General features: G+C 66.0%; 15 protein-coding genes. 10 read left to right on the plus strand and 5 right to left on the minus strand.

The window, feature by feature from the left end; translation table 11 throughout:
• Positions 1–286 precede the first annotated feature (286 nt).
• The 4 genes from rsmI (at position 287) to ACQR1F_RS13895 (ending at position 3,549) form a co-directional block, all read left to right on the plus strand.
• The gene (gene rsmI / locus ACQR1F_RS13880) at positions 287–1,246 is read left to right on the plus strand and encodes a 16S rRNA (cytidine(1402)-2'-O)-methyltransferase (protein ID WP_434891508.1); all 960 of its coding nucleotides are present in this window, start codon (positions 287–289) and stop codon (positions 1,244–1,246) included.
• A complete protein-coding gene (locus tag ACQR1F_RS13885; RefSeq protein ID WP_315805602.1) occupies positions 1,233–1,643 on the plus strand; it encodes a YraN family protein in 411 nt (136 codons plus the stop codon). The genes rsmI and ACQR1F_RS13885 overlap by 14 nt, the downstream gene beginning before the upstream one ends.
• A 33-nt stretch (positions 1,644–1,676) precedes the next feature.
• Positions 1,677–2,618, plus strand: coding sequence for a glutathione synthase (gene gshB / locus ACQR1F_RS13890; RefSeq protein WP_434913300.1), 942 nt, complete (start codon positions 1,677–1,679; stop codon positions 2,616–2,618).
• Positions 2,619–2,733: 115 nt separating this feature from the next.
• Entirely contained in the window at positions 2,734–3,549 is an 816-nt protein-coding gene (locus ACQR1F_RS13895) for an exodeoxyribonuclease III (protein WP_434913301.1), read from the plus strand.
• A gap of 226 nt (positions 3,550–3,775) precedes the next feature.
• On the opposite strand, the gene ACQR1F_RS13900 is transcribed toward ACQR1F_RS13895, so the two are convergent.
• Together ACQR1F_RS13900 and ACQR1F_RS13905 are read right to left on the minus strand one after the other, a co-directional pair.
• The gene (locus ACQR1F_RS13900; protein WP_315716814.1) at positions 3,776–4,219 is read right to left on the minus strand and encodes a cyclic nucleotide-binding domain-containing protein; all 444 of its coding nucleotides are present in this window, start codon (positions 4,217–4,219) and stop codon (positions 3,776–3,778) included.
• Positions 4,220–4,285: 66 nt separating this feature from the next.
• Positions 4,286–4,972, minus strand: a complete 687-nt coding sequence (locus ACQR1F_RS13905) for a response regulator transcription factor (RefSeq protein ID WP_315716813.1) — start codon at positions 4,970–4,972, stop codon at positions 4,286–4,288.
• Positions 4,973–5,246: 274 nt separating this feature from the next.
• On the opposite strand from ACQR1F_RS13905, the gene ACQR1F_RS13910 reads away from it, so the two are divergent.
• Entirely contained in the window at positions 5,247–5,768 is a 522-nt protein-coding gene (locus ACQR1F_RS13910; protein WP_316238613.1) for a L,D-transpeptidase family protein, read from the plus strand.
• Between the two features lie 19 nt (positions 5,769–5,787).
• A complete protein-coding gene (locus ACQR1F_RS13915; protein ID WP_316183025.1) occupies positions 5,788–6,573 on the plus strand; it encodes a 2-keto-4-pentenoate hydratase in 786 nt (261 codons plus the stop codon).
• 24 nt (positions 6,574–6,597) lie between these two features.
• Here ACQR1F_RS13915 and ACQR1F_RS13920 read toward each other — a convergent pair whose 3' ends face one another.
• Positions 6,598–7,284, minus strand: a complete 687-nt coding sequence (locus ACQR1F_RS13920) for a YggS family pyridoxal phosphate-dependent enzyme (protein ID WP_315800891.1) — start codon at positions 7,282–7,284, stop codon at positions 6,598–6,600.
• A 109-nt stretch (positions 7,285–7,393) separates the two neighbouring features.
• On the opposite strand from ACQR1F_RS13920, the gene ACQR1F_RS13925 reads away from it, so the two are divergent.
• Positions 7,394–9,091, plus strand: a complete 1,698-nt coding sequence (locus tag ACQR1F_RS13925; protein ID WP_315800890.1) for a sensor domain-containing diguanylate cyclase — start codon at positions 7,394–7,396, stop codon at positions 9,089–9,091.
• Between the two features lie 20 nt (positions 9,092–9,111).
• Here ACQR1F_RS13925 and ACQR1F_RS13930 read toward each other — a convergent pair whose 3' ends face one another.
• Positions 9,112–10,098 (minus strand): GGDEF domain-containing protein, encoded by a 987-nt coding sequence (locus ACQR1F_RS13930; protein WP_315800933.1) that lies wholly within the window; start codon positions 10,096–10,098, stop codon positions 9,112–9,114.
• Between the two features lie 324 nt (positions 10,099–10,422).
• On the opposite strand from ACQR1F_RS13930, the gene leuS reads away from it, so the two are divergent.
• From leuS to holA, 3 genes are read left to right on the plus strand one after another with little or no spacing between them, the layout of a single operon-like run.
• The gene (gene leuS / locus ACQR1F_RS13935) at positions 10,423–13,047 is read left to right on the plus strand and encodes a leucine--tRNA ligase (RefSeq protein WP_434891505.1); all 2,625 of its coding nucleotides are present in this window, start codon (positions 10,423–10,425) and stop codon (positions 13,045–13,047) included.
• Entirely contained in the window at positions 13,034–13,585 is a 552-nt protein-coding gene (gene lptE / locus ACQR1F_RS13940; protein WP_434891504.1) for an LPS assembly lipoprotein LptE, read from the plus strand. The genes leuS and lptE overlap by 14 nt, the downstream gene beginning before the upstream one ends.
• 18 nt (positions 13,586–13,603) lie before the next feature.
• Positions 13,604–14,632, plus strand: a complete 1,029-nt coding sequence (gene holA / locus ACQR1F_RS13945) for a DNA polymerase III subunit delta (RefSeq protein ID WP_315800887.1) — start codon at positions 13,604–13,606, stop codon at positions 14,630–14,632.
• Positions 14,633–14,997: 365 nt separating this feature from the next.
• Here holA and ACQR1F_RS13950 read toward each other — a convergent pair whose 3' ends face one another.
• Complete coding sequence (locus ACQR1F_RS13950; protein ID WP_315716956.1) at positions 14,998–15,891, minus strand: ParB/RepB/Spo0J family partition protein; 894 nt, start codon at positions 15,889–15,891, stop codon at positions 14,998–15,000.
• Positions 15,892–15,955: the final 64 nt, after the last annotated feature.

The raw sequence follows: 15,955 nt of genomic DNA on the forward strand, positions 1-15,955 counted from the left end.
CGAGACCGGCCAGAAGTTCCCCAAACGCACGTCCGCAAGGCCGTGCCGATTCACTCATATTGTCGACGAATAGTTAAGCAAAACAAAAGGCTGTCAGCGCCACACCGCCGATCAATTCGACGTTTTGCACGGCCTATCCCCTGCTCGTCCACACCCCCATCGATGTGCCGTTTCGGACTTGAATCGGCGATGAATGGCGACGCGGCGATGCCGATCCCGGAACTTCAAATCGCCGCGCGGCTGTTCCCCTGTGGCAATCCCGCGGCAGGCCCTTTAAATTACCTCGATGGGCGCGAAGGCAATCCCCAAGACGTCGCCGGACGACGGCAAATCTTCCACCACGCCGACCTATCTGGTGGCGGGGCAGATCGTTGCCGCGCCCAAGGCGCGGCCTGGATTGCACTTGGTGGCGACGCCGATCGGCAATCTCGGCGACATCACACTGCGCGCGCTGGAAACCCTGGCCGGCGCCGATCTCATCTTGTGCGAGGACACGCGAATCACGCGGCGCCTGACCGAGCGCTACGGCCTCAGCGCGGAACTCGCAGCCTATCATGAGCACAATGCCGAAGCCGTCAGGCCCAGGATTCTGCAGCGCCTCGCCGAAGGCACGGCCATCGCGCTGGTGTCCGACGCCGGCACGCCGCTGATCTCCGATCCCGGCTACAAGCTGGTGCGCGAGGCGTGCGAGGCCGGGCATGACGTCACAGCGCTGCCGGGCCCGTCCGCCGTGCTCGCGGCGCTCAGCGTCGCGGCGCTGCCGACCGACCGCTTCTTCTTCGAGGGTTTCCTGCCGGCCAGGCAGCAGGCGCGGCGCGCGCGGCTGGCCGAGCTCGCGCGCATCGACGCGACGCTGGTGCTGTTCGAGGCCGGCAGCCGGGTTCAGGAGACGCTGGCCGATCTCGCCGAGGCCATGGCGGGACGCCAGGCCGCGATCTGCCGCGAGCTCACCAAGCTGCACGAGGAGGTGCTGCGCGGCGCCATCGGCGATCTCGCTGCAGCGGCTGGCGATCTCGAAACCCGCGGCGAATTCGTGCTGGTGATCGGTCCGCCGCCGCGCGGCGCCGGGGTGCTGACGCCGGATGCGCTCGACGCCGTGCTGAAGGATCTGCTGCAGCGATCGAGCGTCAAGGATGCCGTCATGCATGCGGTCGAGCTCTCCGGCCGGCCGCGCCGCGAAGTCTATGCGCGCGCGCTCGAGCTGGCGAAGGACGCGCGGTCAGGGTCGGCCGATGGCGAAGACTGAGCGCGCGTCCGCCGACAAGCCGGCCAAGACGGCTGCGCCGGAGCGCGTCGCCGCCTTTCGCACCGGACTATCGGCGGAGGCCCGCGCGGCAGCGCTGCTGATCGCCAAGGGCTATCGCATCCTCGCCAAGCGCTTCCGCACGCCGCATGGCGAGATCGACATCATCGCGCGCAAGCGCGGCCTCGTGGCGTTCGTCGAGGTCAAGGCGCGCGCCTCGCTCGACGATGCCGCCTATGCGGTGACGCCGCGCCAGCAGCAGCGCATCATCAATGCCACGCAGGCGTGGCTGATGGCGCATCCCGACCATGCCGAATTGGAGCTGCGCTTCGACGCGATTCTGGTTGCGCCGCGCAGCCTGCCGCGCCATCTGGTAGCGGCGTTCGACGCCAGCACCTGACATGAACTGATTGCAGAGAGCAGGGACCTGCCCATGAAACTGAACGTCGCCGTCCAGATGGACCCCATCGCGCGCATCAACATCCGCGGCGACTCCACCTTCGCGATGCTCCTCGAAGCGCAGAGGCGCGGCCATGGCCTGTGCTATTACACGCCGGACAAGCTGTCGCTGCGCGGCGAGGAGCTGTATGCGCCGGTGCAGGCGCTGACGGTGCGCGACCAGGTCGGCGACCACTTCACGCTCGGCGAACCGAAGCCGACCGCGCTGACCTCGTTCGACGTCGTGCTCCTGCGCCAGGATCCGCCGTTCGATCTCGCCTACATCACCTCGACGCATTTCCTCGAGCGCATCCATCCGAAGACGCTGGTGGTCAATGATCCCGGGAGCGTGCGCAACGCGCCGGAAAAGCTGTTCGTGATGAACTTCCCGCAACTGATGCCGCCGACTTTGATTTCGCGCGACCTCGACGAGATCAACGCCTTCCGCGATCAGCACGGCGCCGTGGTGATGAAGCCGCTGCATGGCCATGGCGGCGCGGCGGTGTTCCGCGTCATGCCGCAGGACATGAATTTCGGCTCGCTGTTCGACATGTTCTCGGTGACGTTCAAGGAGCCCTGGGTGATCCAGCGCTTCCTCCCCGAGGTGAAGCATGGCGACAAGCGCATCATCCTGGTCGACGGCGAGTTCGCCGGCGCCGTCAACCGCGTGCCGGCGGCGGACGATCTGCGCTCCAACATGGTGCGCGGCGGCGCCGCGCAGGCCACCGATCTCAGCGCCCGCGAGCGCGAGATCTGCGACACGCTGGGTCCGGAGTTGCGCGCGCGCGGGCTATTGCTGGTCGGCATCGACGTCATCGACGGCAACCTCACCGAGATCAACGTGACCTCGCCGACCGGCATCCGGGCGATCTCGCGGCTCGGCGGACCCGACATCGCGGCCCGCGTATGGGACGTCATCGAGAGCAAACGGCGCTGATCAAGCGCCGTCCCACTTCGCTGGGGATAAGGCCAACCAACGCGATCAGTCCGATGCGTCAGAGGCGAGGCGGAATCGCTGACATCGGCGCAATTCATGCTATGACGCCATTCTCATGCGTCTCGTCCTGACCACCTGGAACATCAACTCGGTGCGCCTGCGCATCGACCTCGTCGCCAAGCTCATCAAGCAGGTCAGGCCCGATGTCCTGTGCCTGCAGGAGACCAAGTGCATCGACGACGCTTTCCCGCTGAAGCGCTTCAAGCGGCTCGGCTATGAGCACGTCGCACTGAACGGGCAGAAGGGCTATCACGGGGTCGCCGTGATCTCGAAATGGCCGTTCGAGGAGACCAACGTCCGCACCTTCTGCGACAAGGTGGATTCGCGCCACATCACCGTGGCATTCGGCGAAAAGGCGCAGCTCGCGCAGCCGCTGGTGCTGCATAATTTCTATGTGCCGGCCGGCGGCGACATTCCCGATCCCGCGCTCAATCCCAAATTCGAGCACAAGCTGCAATTCCTCGACGAACTGAAGGCGTGCGAGCCGCTGCATCCGCGCGGCGACGACCGGCATATCCTGGTCGGCGACCTCAACGTCGCGCCGCATGAGCACGACGTCTGGTCGCACAAGCAGCTCCAGAAGGTGGTGTCGCACACGCCGATCGAATGCGAGAAGCTGCTGGCGGCGCAGACCCATGGCGAATGGGTCGACGTCGCCCGCGAACGCATCCCGATGTCGGAGAAGGTCTACACGTGGTGGAGCTACCGCGCCGCCGACTGGACCGTGGGTGATCGCGGCCGAAGGCTCGACCACATCTGGGTGTCACGCGCCTTGAAGGACCGGGTCAGCGACTTCAGGATCCTGCGCGACGCCCGCAGCTGGGAGCGGCCGTCGGATCACGTGCCGGTCACGGTGACGCTGGACGTTTGACGGCGCGACCAGACAGACCCGTCAGTGCCGAGTTTGTCATTCGCCTGTCCCCACATCGTCATGCCCGGGCTTGTCCCGGGCATCCACGCCGTTCTTAGCACGCCGGACGACGTGGATGGCCGGGACGAGCCCGGCCATGACGGCGGGGAAGGAGCCAAACTCAAGCGAGACGATCGTGCTGCATCGGCAAGAGGTCCGCGTAGACCTCGGGCGGCCGCCAGCCCCGTCACGACGTCAGCTTGGCCCCGGCCGCCATGATGTCGTTGGCGATTCGGCTGGCGCGGTGGGCGAACTCGTCGCGCAGCCGGCGCGCAGCCTTGGCGTCGCTCTCCAGCACACGCTGAAACAGGCTGCGCGAGATCCGCACCACGGTCGAATATTCCAGGGCCGTCGCGGTCGCCGGACGCCGCATCTCGACCAGCAGCGCCAGCTCGCCGATCAGCATGGTCGGCGTCGCGACGATCTCGGCACCGACCTCGTCGCTGATGCGCAATGACCCGCGCTGGACGACATAGCCGCAATCGGCCGTGTCGCCCTCGCGGAACAGGGTCTCGCCGCTCTGGATGTTACGCTGCTCGGAGCCGATGGCGATCATGCGAAGTGAGTCGCTTCCCAGCAGGCGCAATGTTGGGACGCGCTCCAATAGCGCAATATCGTCTTCGATCGACATCAAGGGCCCGGGGAAGGCTGAATGGAACCAATATCATAAATGGCGAAACCGCCATCCCCGAACCTATCACGGTACCAACTTGTAGCCACCGGCCTCCGTCACCAGAATCTCCGGATTCGCGGCATCTTTCTCGATCTTCTGCCGCAGACGGTAAATGTGCGTTTCCAAGGTGTGGGTGGTGACGCCGGAATTGTAGCCCCACACCTCCTGGAGCAGGGTCTCGCGCGACACCGGCTGCTGGCCGGCGCGATACAGGAAGCGCAGGATCGCCGTTTCCTTCTCCGTCAGGCGGACCTTGCGGGCGTTGGCGCCGGTCAGCATCTTCGAGCCCGGCCGGAAGCTGTAGGGGCCGACCGAGAACACCGCGTCCTCGCTGGCCTCGTGCTGGCGAAGCTGGGCCCGGATGCGGGCCAGCAGCACGGCGAAGCGGAAGGGCTTGGCGACATAGTCGTTGGCGCCGGATTCGAGCCCGAGAATCGTATCGGAATCGGTATCGTGCCCGGTCAGCATGATGATGGGCGCCTTGAAGCCGCCCTTGCGCAGGGACCGCACCACTTCGCGGCCATCGGTGTCGGGCAGGCCGACGTCCATCAGAACCAGGTCGGGTGAATTGGCCTTTGCGGCGGTGGCGCCTTTGGCGCCGGTATCGACGGCCTGGGCTTCGAACTCGTCATGCAGCGAGAGCTGCTCCATCAGGGCATCGCGCAGATCGGTGTCGTCATCCACGATCAGGATCTTGCGGGCATTGGCCATTGTACAATCCTCTAGGTGGCGCCGGCGGGATCGGATGGGTGGCGCCGTCAACGGTGGGCAAACAGGCTCATCAGCCCTGTTCCGTCTTGAAGTAGGGGGCTGTTACCGATTCACAAGCGCCCGGGACTCTACTCCAGAATTGAGCAGGGATTGAGATGATTGTCCTGTTCGACCCTCGCGGCGGACCATTTGCCGACATTAAGGCAATTACCGGGCAATCCGTGGCAATGAAAAGGCACGTTGTTTCATGTCGTTATCGAAGGTGAAGCCTGGCATGCCAGCATCGCGAATCTCGATTCGCACCAAAGCCGGGTCGCGGCAGCGCGGCTGGCTCCATGTCTGGGGCCATGTCATCCCGGTGGCGCTCGGCCGCGGCGGCGTCCTGGCCAACAAGCGCGAGGGCGATGGTGGCACCCCCCGGGGGACCTTCCGGCCCCGGCAGCTGTGGTGGCGGGCCGATCGTCATCCGCGTCCGCGGACCTTTCTTCCGATCCGAGGGATCGGTCCGGAGGACGCCTGGTGCGAGGACCCGGCCGACCGGCACTACAATCGGGCGATCCGGCTGCGCGGCGACCGGCCCGGGGACCGGCTGGCGCGCCAGGACCATCTCTACGACTTCATCATCGAAATCGACCACAACACGCGGCCGCGAATCGCGGGCCGCGGCAGCGCCGTGTTCCTGCATCTGGCGCGGCCGAATTTCGGCCCGACCGCAGGCTGCGTGGCCATGACCCGACCGGCGATGCTGCGTCTGTTGCAAAGGATCGGCCCGCGCACCAGGATCGTCATCCAATAATGTAAGGGAGGACGACGTCATGCGCGCACCGGATCAGCCAGCCAGCGCCTCGGGCATCCTGCGCCAGCATTGGAGCGAAGGCCGGAAGCTGGCGGCGCTGCCGCCGGAGCTGCGTCCACGCGACCGCGCAGAGGGCTATGCGGTCCAGGCCGAGCTCGAGCGCCACTCGCCCAAGCCGCTATTTGGCTGGAAGATTGCGGCGACCAGCGAGGCCGGCCAGCGCCATATCAATGTCGCCGGTCCAATGGCCGGGCGAATCCTGGCCGAAACGGTGCTGCCGGTCGGCGGCACCGCGTCGATGGCCGGCAACGCGATGCGGGTCGCCGAGCCGGAATTCGCCTTCCGCCTCGGACGCGATCTGCCGCCCCGGCCGACACCCTATAATGTCGCGGAGGTGCTGGCCGCGGTCGACACGCTGCACCCCGCGATCGAAATTCCCGATTCGCGGTTCGCCGACTTCGTCAGTGCCGGCGAGGCGCAACTGATCGCCGACAATGCCTGCGCGCATCTGTTCGTGCTGGGCGAGGCCAGCACCGCCGACTGGCGCAGCCGCGACCTGATCGCGGAGCGGCCGCGGATCACGCTGCGTGGCGAGACCTTCATCGGCCACGGCCGCAACGTGCTCGGTGATCCCCTGATCGCGCTGGCCTGGCTGGTCAACGAGCTCAGCGCGCTCGGCGTGCCCGCGCGAGCAGGGCAGGTGATCACGACCGGCACCTGTCATCCGCCGCTGCCGATCGACAGCGACGACCACATGGAGGCCGATTTCGGCGATCTGGGGCAGGTATCGGTGCGGTTCGAGTAGGGACCTGCCGCGACCGCGCCCTCTTCAGCGATGCCCGAAGATCGCCGAGCCGACACGGACATGCGTGGCGCCAAACTGGATGGCGATGGCGAAATCGGCGCTCATGCCCATCGACAGATGCGCGAGGCCGTTGCGGGCGGCGATCTTGGCGGTCAGCGCGAAATGCGGCCCGGGTGCTTCGTCGACCGGCGGAATGCACATCAGCCCTGAAATCGTGAGCCCGTAATCCGTGCGGCAGGCGGCGATGAAGGCGTCGGCGTCGCCGGGCGCGATGCCCGCCTTCTGCGGCTCCTCGCCGGTGTTGATCTGGATGAACAGTTGCGGATGCCGGCCCTGGGCGGAAATCTCCTTGGCAAGCGCCACGCACAGGCTCGGCCGGTCCACCGAATGGATGGCGTCGAACAGCGCCACCGCCTCCTTGGCCTTGTTGGATTGCAGCGGCCCGATCAGGTGCAGCGCGAGTCCCGGATGCGCGGCCATCAGCGGCGGCCACTTGGCTTTGGCTTCCTGAACGCGATTTTCACCGAACACGCGCTGTCCGGCCGCGATCACCGGCTCGATCGCGTCGGCATCGAAGGTCTTCGACACAGCGATCAGCGTGACCGAGCCGCGATCACGTTTGGCGTCGCGGCAGGCCCGCAGAATCTCCTGCTCGACGGCGGCGAGCGCGGACGGCGAGGACGAGGTTGAGGCGTTCGATTCATCAGGCACGATGGCGTCCGTCGGTAGATTTAGGGGTTTGGCTGCAATTTTACGCAGTTCGAGAAAAGGTTCTTGAGCCCTTCTCCTTACCCTCCACGGCCGGGGGTAGGGGGAAGAAATGCCAAGCATCCGGTTCAATCGCAATAGAGTGAAGCTGAACCGGCTGATGGGGATCCGCGCCCGGCTGGCGTTGCTCGCCCTGATCCTGGTGGCGCCGCTGATGCTGGAACGTGCGCGCTCGCTGGAAGGCGCCAGGACAAGGCAGATCGCGCTCGCATCGGAGGAATTCTCCAGCCTCGCCCGGCAGAGCGCCGACATGCAGCGCGAGGTCATCATGTCGGTGGAGACGGTGCTGAAATCGACGGCCTATGTCCGGGCGTCGAGCACCGGCGTGAGCCGCAGCTGCGACATGATGCGCGCCAGCCTGCCGGCGACCCTGCCGTGGATCCGCACCCTGATGATCGCCGGCCGCGACGGCCGCATCCAGTGTTCGACCAACAACCAATATGTCGGGCTCGATTTCAGCGACCGGCCATATTTCCGTGGCGCCCAGGAATCACGTGATTTCGTGTTCAGCGACTACCTGCTGTCGAAACCGTCGCACGTGCCGATCGTCATGGCCGCCTATCCGGTCGGCGCCATCACCGGCGAGCCGGACGCGGTGATGCTGGCGAGCGTGAACCTGGAATGGATGTCCAAGATCATGAGCAATCTTGGCGGCCGTCCCGGCATCACGGCGGTGCTGATCGACAGCGAGGGAACCGTGCTGGCGGCGCCCGCCGACCGCACCGAGCTGATCGGCCGGCCGCTCGACAGCGTGCCGTTGTTGTCGGCCGTTGCCGAGACCGCGCTGAGCTCGGGCAAGCCGTCCGAGACGATGAGTTTCACGGCGGCGGATGGCTCCAAGCGCGCGATCACCTTCACCCGGATCGCCGACACCGGCTCGCGGCTGATCGTCAGCATCGATGAGACGCGCGTCACCGCCGCCATCGACCGCGAGATCCGCAATGCCTATCTGCAGGCTGGCCTCGTCTGCCTGATCGTGCTGCTCGGCGCGCTGATCGCCGCCGAGAAGCTGATCGTGAAGCCCGTCAGCATGCTCGCCGCGACCGCCAAGCGCTTCGGCCACGGCCACTGGTCGGCGCGCGTCACCACCAAGCATCTGCCGTCGGAGTTCGTTCCGCTGGCAAAGTCCTTCAATGCGATGGCCGCCAAACTCGGCCAGCGCGAGCGCGAGCTGGTCGCCGCCAATGACCGGCTGACGGTGATGGCGTCGATCGACATGCTCTCGGGCCTCGCCAACCGCCGCGGCTTCCAGAACCGCATCGACGTCGAATGGAGCCGCGCGCAGCAGGCCGGCACCGAGCTGTCGCTGCTGATGATCGACGTCGACCACTTCAAGCTCTACAACGACACCTATGGGCACCCTGAGGGCGACGCCTGCCTGTCACGTCTCGGCGAGACGCTGTCGCAGATCGCCGGTGCAATGACGGCTTTCGCCGGCCGCTATGGTGGTGAGGAGTTCTGCCTGTTGCTGCCGGGCATGGGTGCGAGAGAGGCGCTCGCGGTCGGCGAGCAGGTGCGCGCCACGGTGCTGGAGCTCGAGCTGCCGCACGCGACGTCGGCGCATCGATGCGTCACCGTGAGCGTCGGTGTCGCTTCGACCCGGCCGAACGAGTCGCTGATGCCCTCCGACCTGATCGAAGCCGCCGATGCCGCGCTCTATGCGGCCAAGCATCGCGGCCGCAACACGGTCATCGCGCATGGCTTCGCGGATGTCGCGGATGACAGGAGCGGCGTGGCACGCGCCGGATAGGGCTGCGCCGCGGCCAGCGATCAGCCGACCGCGAGCTTCCGGTCGAGCTCGAGCTCGGTGACCACGCGGTTTCGGCCGAGCTTCTTGGCGAGATACAGCGAGCGGTCGCAACGGTCGATCAGATCAGCCATCGATTCGCCGAACTGGAACTGGCCGACGCCGATCGACACCGTGATCTGCGGCAGCACCTCGCCGGTCGAGCGCCGCGTGAACTGACAGTCGGCGATGGTGCGCCGGATGCGCTCAGCGATGACGGTGCAACCTTCGAGGTCGGTCTGCGGCAGCACCGCGATCAGTTCCTCGCCGCCGTAGCGCGCCGGAAGATCCTTGTCGCGGACGCGCTCGCGCAATGCCTTGGCGACGAGGCGCAGCACCTGATCGCCGACGCCATGGCCGTAATTGTCGTTGAACTTCTTGAAGTGGTCGACGTCGATCAGGAGAATGCTGAGCGGTTCGTCGCGCTCCATCGCCTCGACCTGTGCATGGCGGAAGAACTCTTCGAGCGCGCGCCGGTTCGGCAATCCGGTCAGCGTGTCGGTGCGGGCGCGCTGCTCCGACTTGTTGAGCGAGTCCCGGATGGTGTCGAGCTCGCGTGACTTCTCGGCAAAGCTCGCTTCGAGTTTCGCCGCACGCGCGGTCGCCTGGGCGAGCTCACTGACCAGGTTCTCGATCAGGATCTTCGGATCGACACCCTGCTCGCTGCGTTCGGCGACGCCATCGATCGCCGCCATGTGCGTGCGGTTGTCGGCGATCGCGGCCGTCAGATACTGCTTGGCGGAGTCCATCACGCCATGCAACTGCTGCGAGACTTTGTGGACGACAGCCGCTTCCGTACCCTGCTGGCCGATATAGGTGTCGAACAGCGCCTGGTTGGTGGTCTTGTCGAACTTGCGCTTGTTGCTGACCAGGATGTCGACGGCGCGCTTGAGATCCGACGCCGAGCCCAGTGAGTACTTGAACCACAGATGGAAGTTGTTAGGCGTCGGTGGCACGCGCTGTTGAGCCATGGATTTCATGGCCTTTTCCGCGACCGTCGTCGCGTACTCGAAGTCAAGCTCGTCGAACGTAGCGCCGGACACGATGTGGAGTGATCCCAGATGCGGGCTGATGCCTGGATGTATGCACTCAGTCTCCCATTCAAGTCTTAACCGTGCCTCAATCGGACCTTCGACACAGCCGGCGGAGGCTGCAAAAAAACTCGCGATTACCGTCGCTTAGCGGATGCCCAAAATGGTATCATCATCTGTCGCCCCATTGACCGGGCTGCCGCTTTTGTGGCCTAGTCCGCCGTCTTCAAACGACGCGAATCCTCGAAAATTATAAGCGATTCCATGACATCCGAACGCTACAACGCCCGTGAAGCCGAGCCGCGCTGGCAGCGCCAGTGGGACGAGAAGGCGATCTTCGCCACCAGGAACGACGATCCGCGTCCGAAATACTACGTACTCGAGATGTTTCCCTATCCGTCGGGACGCATCCATATCGGCCATGTCCGTAATTATACGCTCGGCGACGTGCTGGCGCGCTTCATGCGCGCCAAGGGCTTCAACGTGCTGCATCCGATGGGCTGGGACGCGTTCGGCCTGCCGGCGGAGAACGCCGCGATCGAGCGCAAGGTCGCGCCGAAGGCATGGACCTACGACAACATCGCCGCGATGAAGAAGCAGCTGCGCTCGATCGGCCTGTCGCTCGACTGGGCGCGCGAATTCGCGACCTGCGATCCGTCCTACTACAAGCACCAGCAGAAGATGTTCCTCGATTTCATGCAAGCCGGGCTGGTGGAGCGCGAGCAGCGCAAGGTGAACTGGGATCCGGTCGACATGACCGTGCTCGCCAACGAGCAGGTCATCGACGGTCGCGGCTGGCGGTCCGGTGCGGTGGTCGAACAGCGTGAGATGAACCAGTGGGTGTTCAAGATCACGAAGTACTCGCAGGAGCTGCTGGACGCGCTCGATGGTCTCGACCGCTGGCCCGACAAGGTCCGGCTGATGCAGCGGAACTGGATCGGCCGCTCCGAAGGCCTGCTGATCCGCTTTGCGCTGGATCCCAAGACGACGCCGGCGGGCGAGACCGAATTGAAGATCTTCACGACGCGGCCCGACACGCTGTTCGGCGCCAAGTTCATGGCGATCTCGGCGGACCATCCGCTGGCGCAAGCCGCGGCCGCCAAGAACCCGGAGCTCGCCGCGTTCATCGCCGAGATCAAGCGGATCGGAACCGCGCAGGAAGCGATCGACACCGCGGAGAAGCAGGGCTTCGACACCGGCATCCGCGCCGTGCACCCTTTCGACCCCAGCTGGACCTTGCCGGTCTATGTCGCGAACTTCGTGCTGATGGAATACGGCACCGGCGCCATCTTCGGCTGTCCGGCGCACGACCAGCGCGACCTCGACTTCGTCAACAAATACGGCCTCGGCAATGTCCCGGTGGTCTGCCCCGAGGGCCAGGACCCGGCGAGCTTCGTCATCACCGACACCGCCTTCGACGGCGACGGCCGGCTGATCAATTCGCGCTTCCTCGACGGCATGACGATCGCGCAGGCCAAGGACGAGGTCGCCAAGCGGCTGGAGACCGAGCAGCGTGGCGGCGCTGCCGTCGGCGAGCGCCAGGTCAATTTCCGCCTGCGCGACTGGGGCATCTCCCGGCAGCGCTACTGGGGCTGTCCGATCCCGGTGATCCACTGCGCCAAGTGCGACGTCGTGCCGGTACCGGCGAAGGACCTGCCGGTGGTGCTGCCGGACGACGTCAGCTTCGACAAGCCGGGCAATGCGCTCGATCACCATCCGACCTGGAAGCACGTCACCTGCCCGACATGCGGGGGCAAGGCAACGCGCGAAACCGATACCATGGACACCTTCGTGGACTCGTCCTGGTACTTCGCGCGCTTCACCGATCCGTGGAACGAGACCTCGCCGACCACGCCGGCGGTGGCCAACCGGATGATGCCGGTCGACCAGTATATCGGCGGCGTCGAGCACGCGATCCTGCATCTGCTCTACAGCCGCTTCTTCACCCGCGCGATGAAGGCCACCGGGCACGTCGCCATGGACGAGCCGTTCGCCGGCATGTTCACCCAGGGCATGGTGGTGCACGAGACCTACCAGAAGGCCGACGGCACCTACGTCAATCCGGCCGAGGTCAAGATCGAGGTCGGCGGCAATGGCCGCCGCGCGGTGCTGAGCGCGACCGGCGAGGACATCACGATCGGCCCGATCGAGAAGATGTCGAAGTCGAAGAAGAACACGGTCGACCCCGACGACATCATCGAGAGCTACGGCGCCGACGTCGCGCGCTGGTTCATGCTGTCGGACTCGCCGCCGGACCGCGACGTGATCTGGAGCGACGAGCGGGTTCAGGGCGCGGCGCGCTTCGTCCAGCGTCTCTGGCGGCTGGTCAACGAATCGGTCGCGGCGTCCGCCGAAACCCCCTCCCCCCGTCCTGCCGCCTTCGGCGCCGACGCGCTGGCGCTACGCAAGGCGGCCCACGGCGCCCTCGACAAGGTGACCGGCGGCATCGAGCGGCTGCACTTCAACGTCTGCCTGGCGCATATCCGCGAATTCGCCAACGCGCTGGCCGACGTCCTGGCGCGGCCGGCCAAGCCGGCCCCCGACCTGGCCTGGGCGATTCGCGAGGCTGCGGGGATCCTGGTGCAGCTTTTCTCGCCGATGATGCCGCATCTGGCCGAGGAATGCTGGCAGTTGCTGGGCCACACTGGGCTGATCTCGGAGGCGTCCTGGCCGCAAATCGAACGAGATTTGCTGGTTGAGGACAGCATGAGCCTGGTCGTCCAGGTCAACGGCAAGAAGCGCGGAGAAGTCACAGTCGCCAGCAACGCGCAGAATCCGGAAATTGAGGCTGCCGTTTTGGCCCTCGATGCAGTAAAACTGGCGCTGGATGGCAAACCCGTCCGCAAGGTGATCATTGTTCCCAAGAGGATCGTGAATGTCGTCGGCTAGGTTTCGGATCGCTGCTCGGCTTGTTGCCGTGGCCGCTTTGGCCGCGCTGACGGCAGGCTGCTTCCAGCCGATGTATGCGGAACATACCGACGGCACGCCCGGCCTGCGTGAAAAGCTTGCCGGCGTCGAGCTGCCGCCGGTCGACAAGCCGAACGCCTCGCCCGAGGCGCGCATCGGCGTCGGCATCCGCAACGCGCTCGCCTTCAAGCTGTACGGCACCGCGACCGGCACGGCGCCGACCCACAAGCTGGTGCTGCGATTGCAGACCAGCCGATCCTCGCTGATCGTCTCGCAGACCACAGGCCTGCCGACCACCGAGAATGTCGGCCTCGACGTGCAGTATAATCTGGTCGAGCTGGCGACCAACAAGTCGGTCATGACCGGAACGACCTTCGCGCGCACCTCCTACGACATCCCCGGCTCGTACCAGCGTTTCGCCCGGCAACGCGCCTTCCGTGACGCCGAGGATCGCGCCTCCGAGGAGGTCGCCGAGAAGATCAAGACCCGGCTCGCGGCCTATTTCACCGCGGGCACCTGACGCACGGCTGACATCGCCGTGGTCGCGCTGCGCGGACGAGACATCGATGCCTTCCTGGCCAAACCGGACGCCGCGCGTCCGCTGATCCTGTTGTACGGACCGGATACGGGCCTGGTTCGCGAACGCGCCGAGGCGCTTATCGCGTCGGCCGTCGACAACCCCGATGATCCGTTCTCCGTGGTCAGGCTCGATGGTGACGAACTCGCCGCGGAGCCGTCGCGCCTCGTCGACGAAGCCATGACCGTGCCGCTGTTCGGCGGCCGGCGAGCCATCCGAGTCCGCGCCGGGTCGCGCAATTTCGCCAGCGGCGTCGAGACGCTCAGCGAGATGAACGTGCGGGATTGCCGCATCGTGATCGAGGCCGGCGACATCCGCCCCGATTCGCCACTGCGCAAGATCTGCGAGAAGGCCAGAACGGCGGTCGCGATCGGCTGCTACCCGGACACCGAGCGCGATCTCGCCAAGCTGATCGACGACGAATTGCGCATCGCGGCCCTGCGCATCGCGCCCGACGCTCGCGCCTATCTGATGGCGCTGCTCGGGGGCGACCGCCAGGCCTCGCGCAACGAGCTGCGCAAGCTGACCCTGTTCGCCCATGGCGAAGGCGAGGTGACGCTCGACCATGTGATGGCCGTGGTCGCGGACGCCTCGGAGATGAAGCTCGACCCGATCGTTGACGGCGCCTTCGGCGGCAAGCCCGAAATTGTCGAGACCGAGTTCGGCAAGGCGATGATCGCCGGCACCTATCCCGGCGTCATCATCTCCGCTGCGCAGCGACATGCGGCATGGCTGCACAAATCGGCGCTCGCCGTCGCTTCCGGCACGCCGGTCTCGTCCATCCTCGAAGGCGGCTTCCCCCGGCTGCACTTCTCGCGCAAGCCGAGCGCGGAAGTCGCGCTGCGCAATTTCTCCCCTGCCCGGCTGCTGCCGATCATCGACCAGCTGGCGACGGCCGCGCTCGACATGCGCAAGCAGCCGGGGCTCGCAGCGGCGATCGCGCAGCGGACATTGTTGTCGATCGCGGTCGCGGCACGGCGGAAGGGGTGACGCGTCTACGTAACGTCGGCTGAGGCAGCGGCGGTGACGAAGCGCACACCCCAAATTGGCCAGCGACCGCGCTCCAATTTCCGGCGTCATTCCGGGGCGACGCGCGGCAGCGCGGCGAACCCGGAATCCATCGGGCTGCGTCATCTGCCGTAAAATGGATTCCGGGTTCGCGCTTCGCGCGCCCCGGAATGACGGAGGAGAGAGCCGAGATCAGCAGAGGCAGACGCGACGAGGACACATGCAGGCCACTCTCGTCGCTCATTAGTAGCTCGTCATGCCCGTGCTTGACCCGGCCATGACGAATGTGAGTTCGGGGCAACGATCTCATGAGAGACCGCGGCGCAGTAAGCGCCGCCAACTCACATCTAACCCTGCTCCAACCGACGCATCACCTCGTCGAGCTGCTCCAGGCTGCGATAGGTGATCTGCACCGTGCCGCCGGGATCGCGGTGGCTGATCGACACGGAAAGGCCGAGCGCATCGCCGACGCGCTTCTCCAGCGCGATGGTGTCGGCGTCCTTCTTCTCCGCCGGTGCGCTGCCGCTGCTGCGCGGCTTCTGCGGCTTGCGCTCCGGCACGCCTTCCTCATGCGCCAGGGCCTCGGTCTGCCGGACGTTCAATCCTTCCGCGATGATCTTCTTCGCCGCCGACATCGGGTCCGGCAGGTTGATCAGCGCGCGCGCATGGCCGGCCGAGATCTGCCCGGTCGCGATGAAGCCCTGCACCTCGGCCGGCAGCTTGGTCAGCCGCATCATGTTGGCGACGTGGCTGCGGCTCTTGCCGACGATCTTGGCGATGTCTTCCTGGTTGCGTTTGAACTCGTTGGCGAGCGCGTGATAGCCCTGCGCCTCCTCCATCGGATTGAGATCCTCGCGCTGCACGTTCTCGATGATCGCGAGCTCCAGCGCATCGCTGTCGCTGACATCGACCGGAACGATCGGCACCTCGTGCAGGCCGGCGGCCTGCGAGGCGCGCCAGCGCCGCTCGCCGGCGATGATCTCGTAGCGGTCGTGCTGGCCCTTCACCGGACGCACCACGATCGGCTGGATCACGCCGTGCTGCTTGATCGAGGCCGAGAGCTCGGCGAGCTCGCCGTCGGAAAACGTCTTGCGCGGGTTGCGCGGATTGGGCTTGAGAAACTCGATCGGCACCTTGCGCTGATTGCGCGGCCGCTCCGGCGGCGCGCCGGCCTCGCGGCCGACGTCACCGATCAGACTTGCAAGACCCCGGCCCAATCGCGATCGCGACTCGTCGGCCATCGCCTTCTCCTTTGGATTCACGTCACGCTCCGCTTGCGTCTGCTGCCGATCAGTCCCGCCGGCA

The organism is Bradyrhizobium sp. HKCCYLS3013, assembly GCF_051167615.1.
In the GTDB taxonomy this organism is placed as follows: Bacteria; Pseudomonadota; Alphaproteobacteria; order Rhizobiales; family Xanthobacteraceae; genus Bradyrhizobium.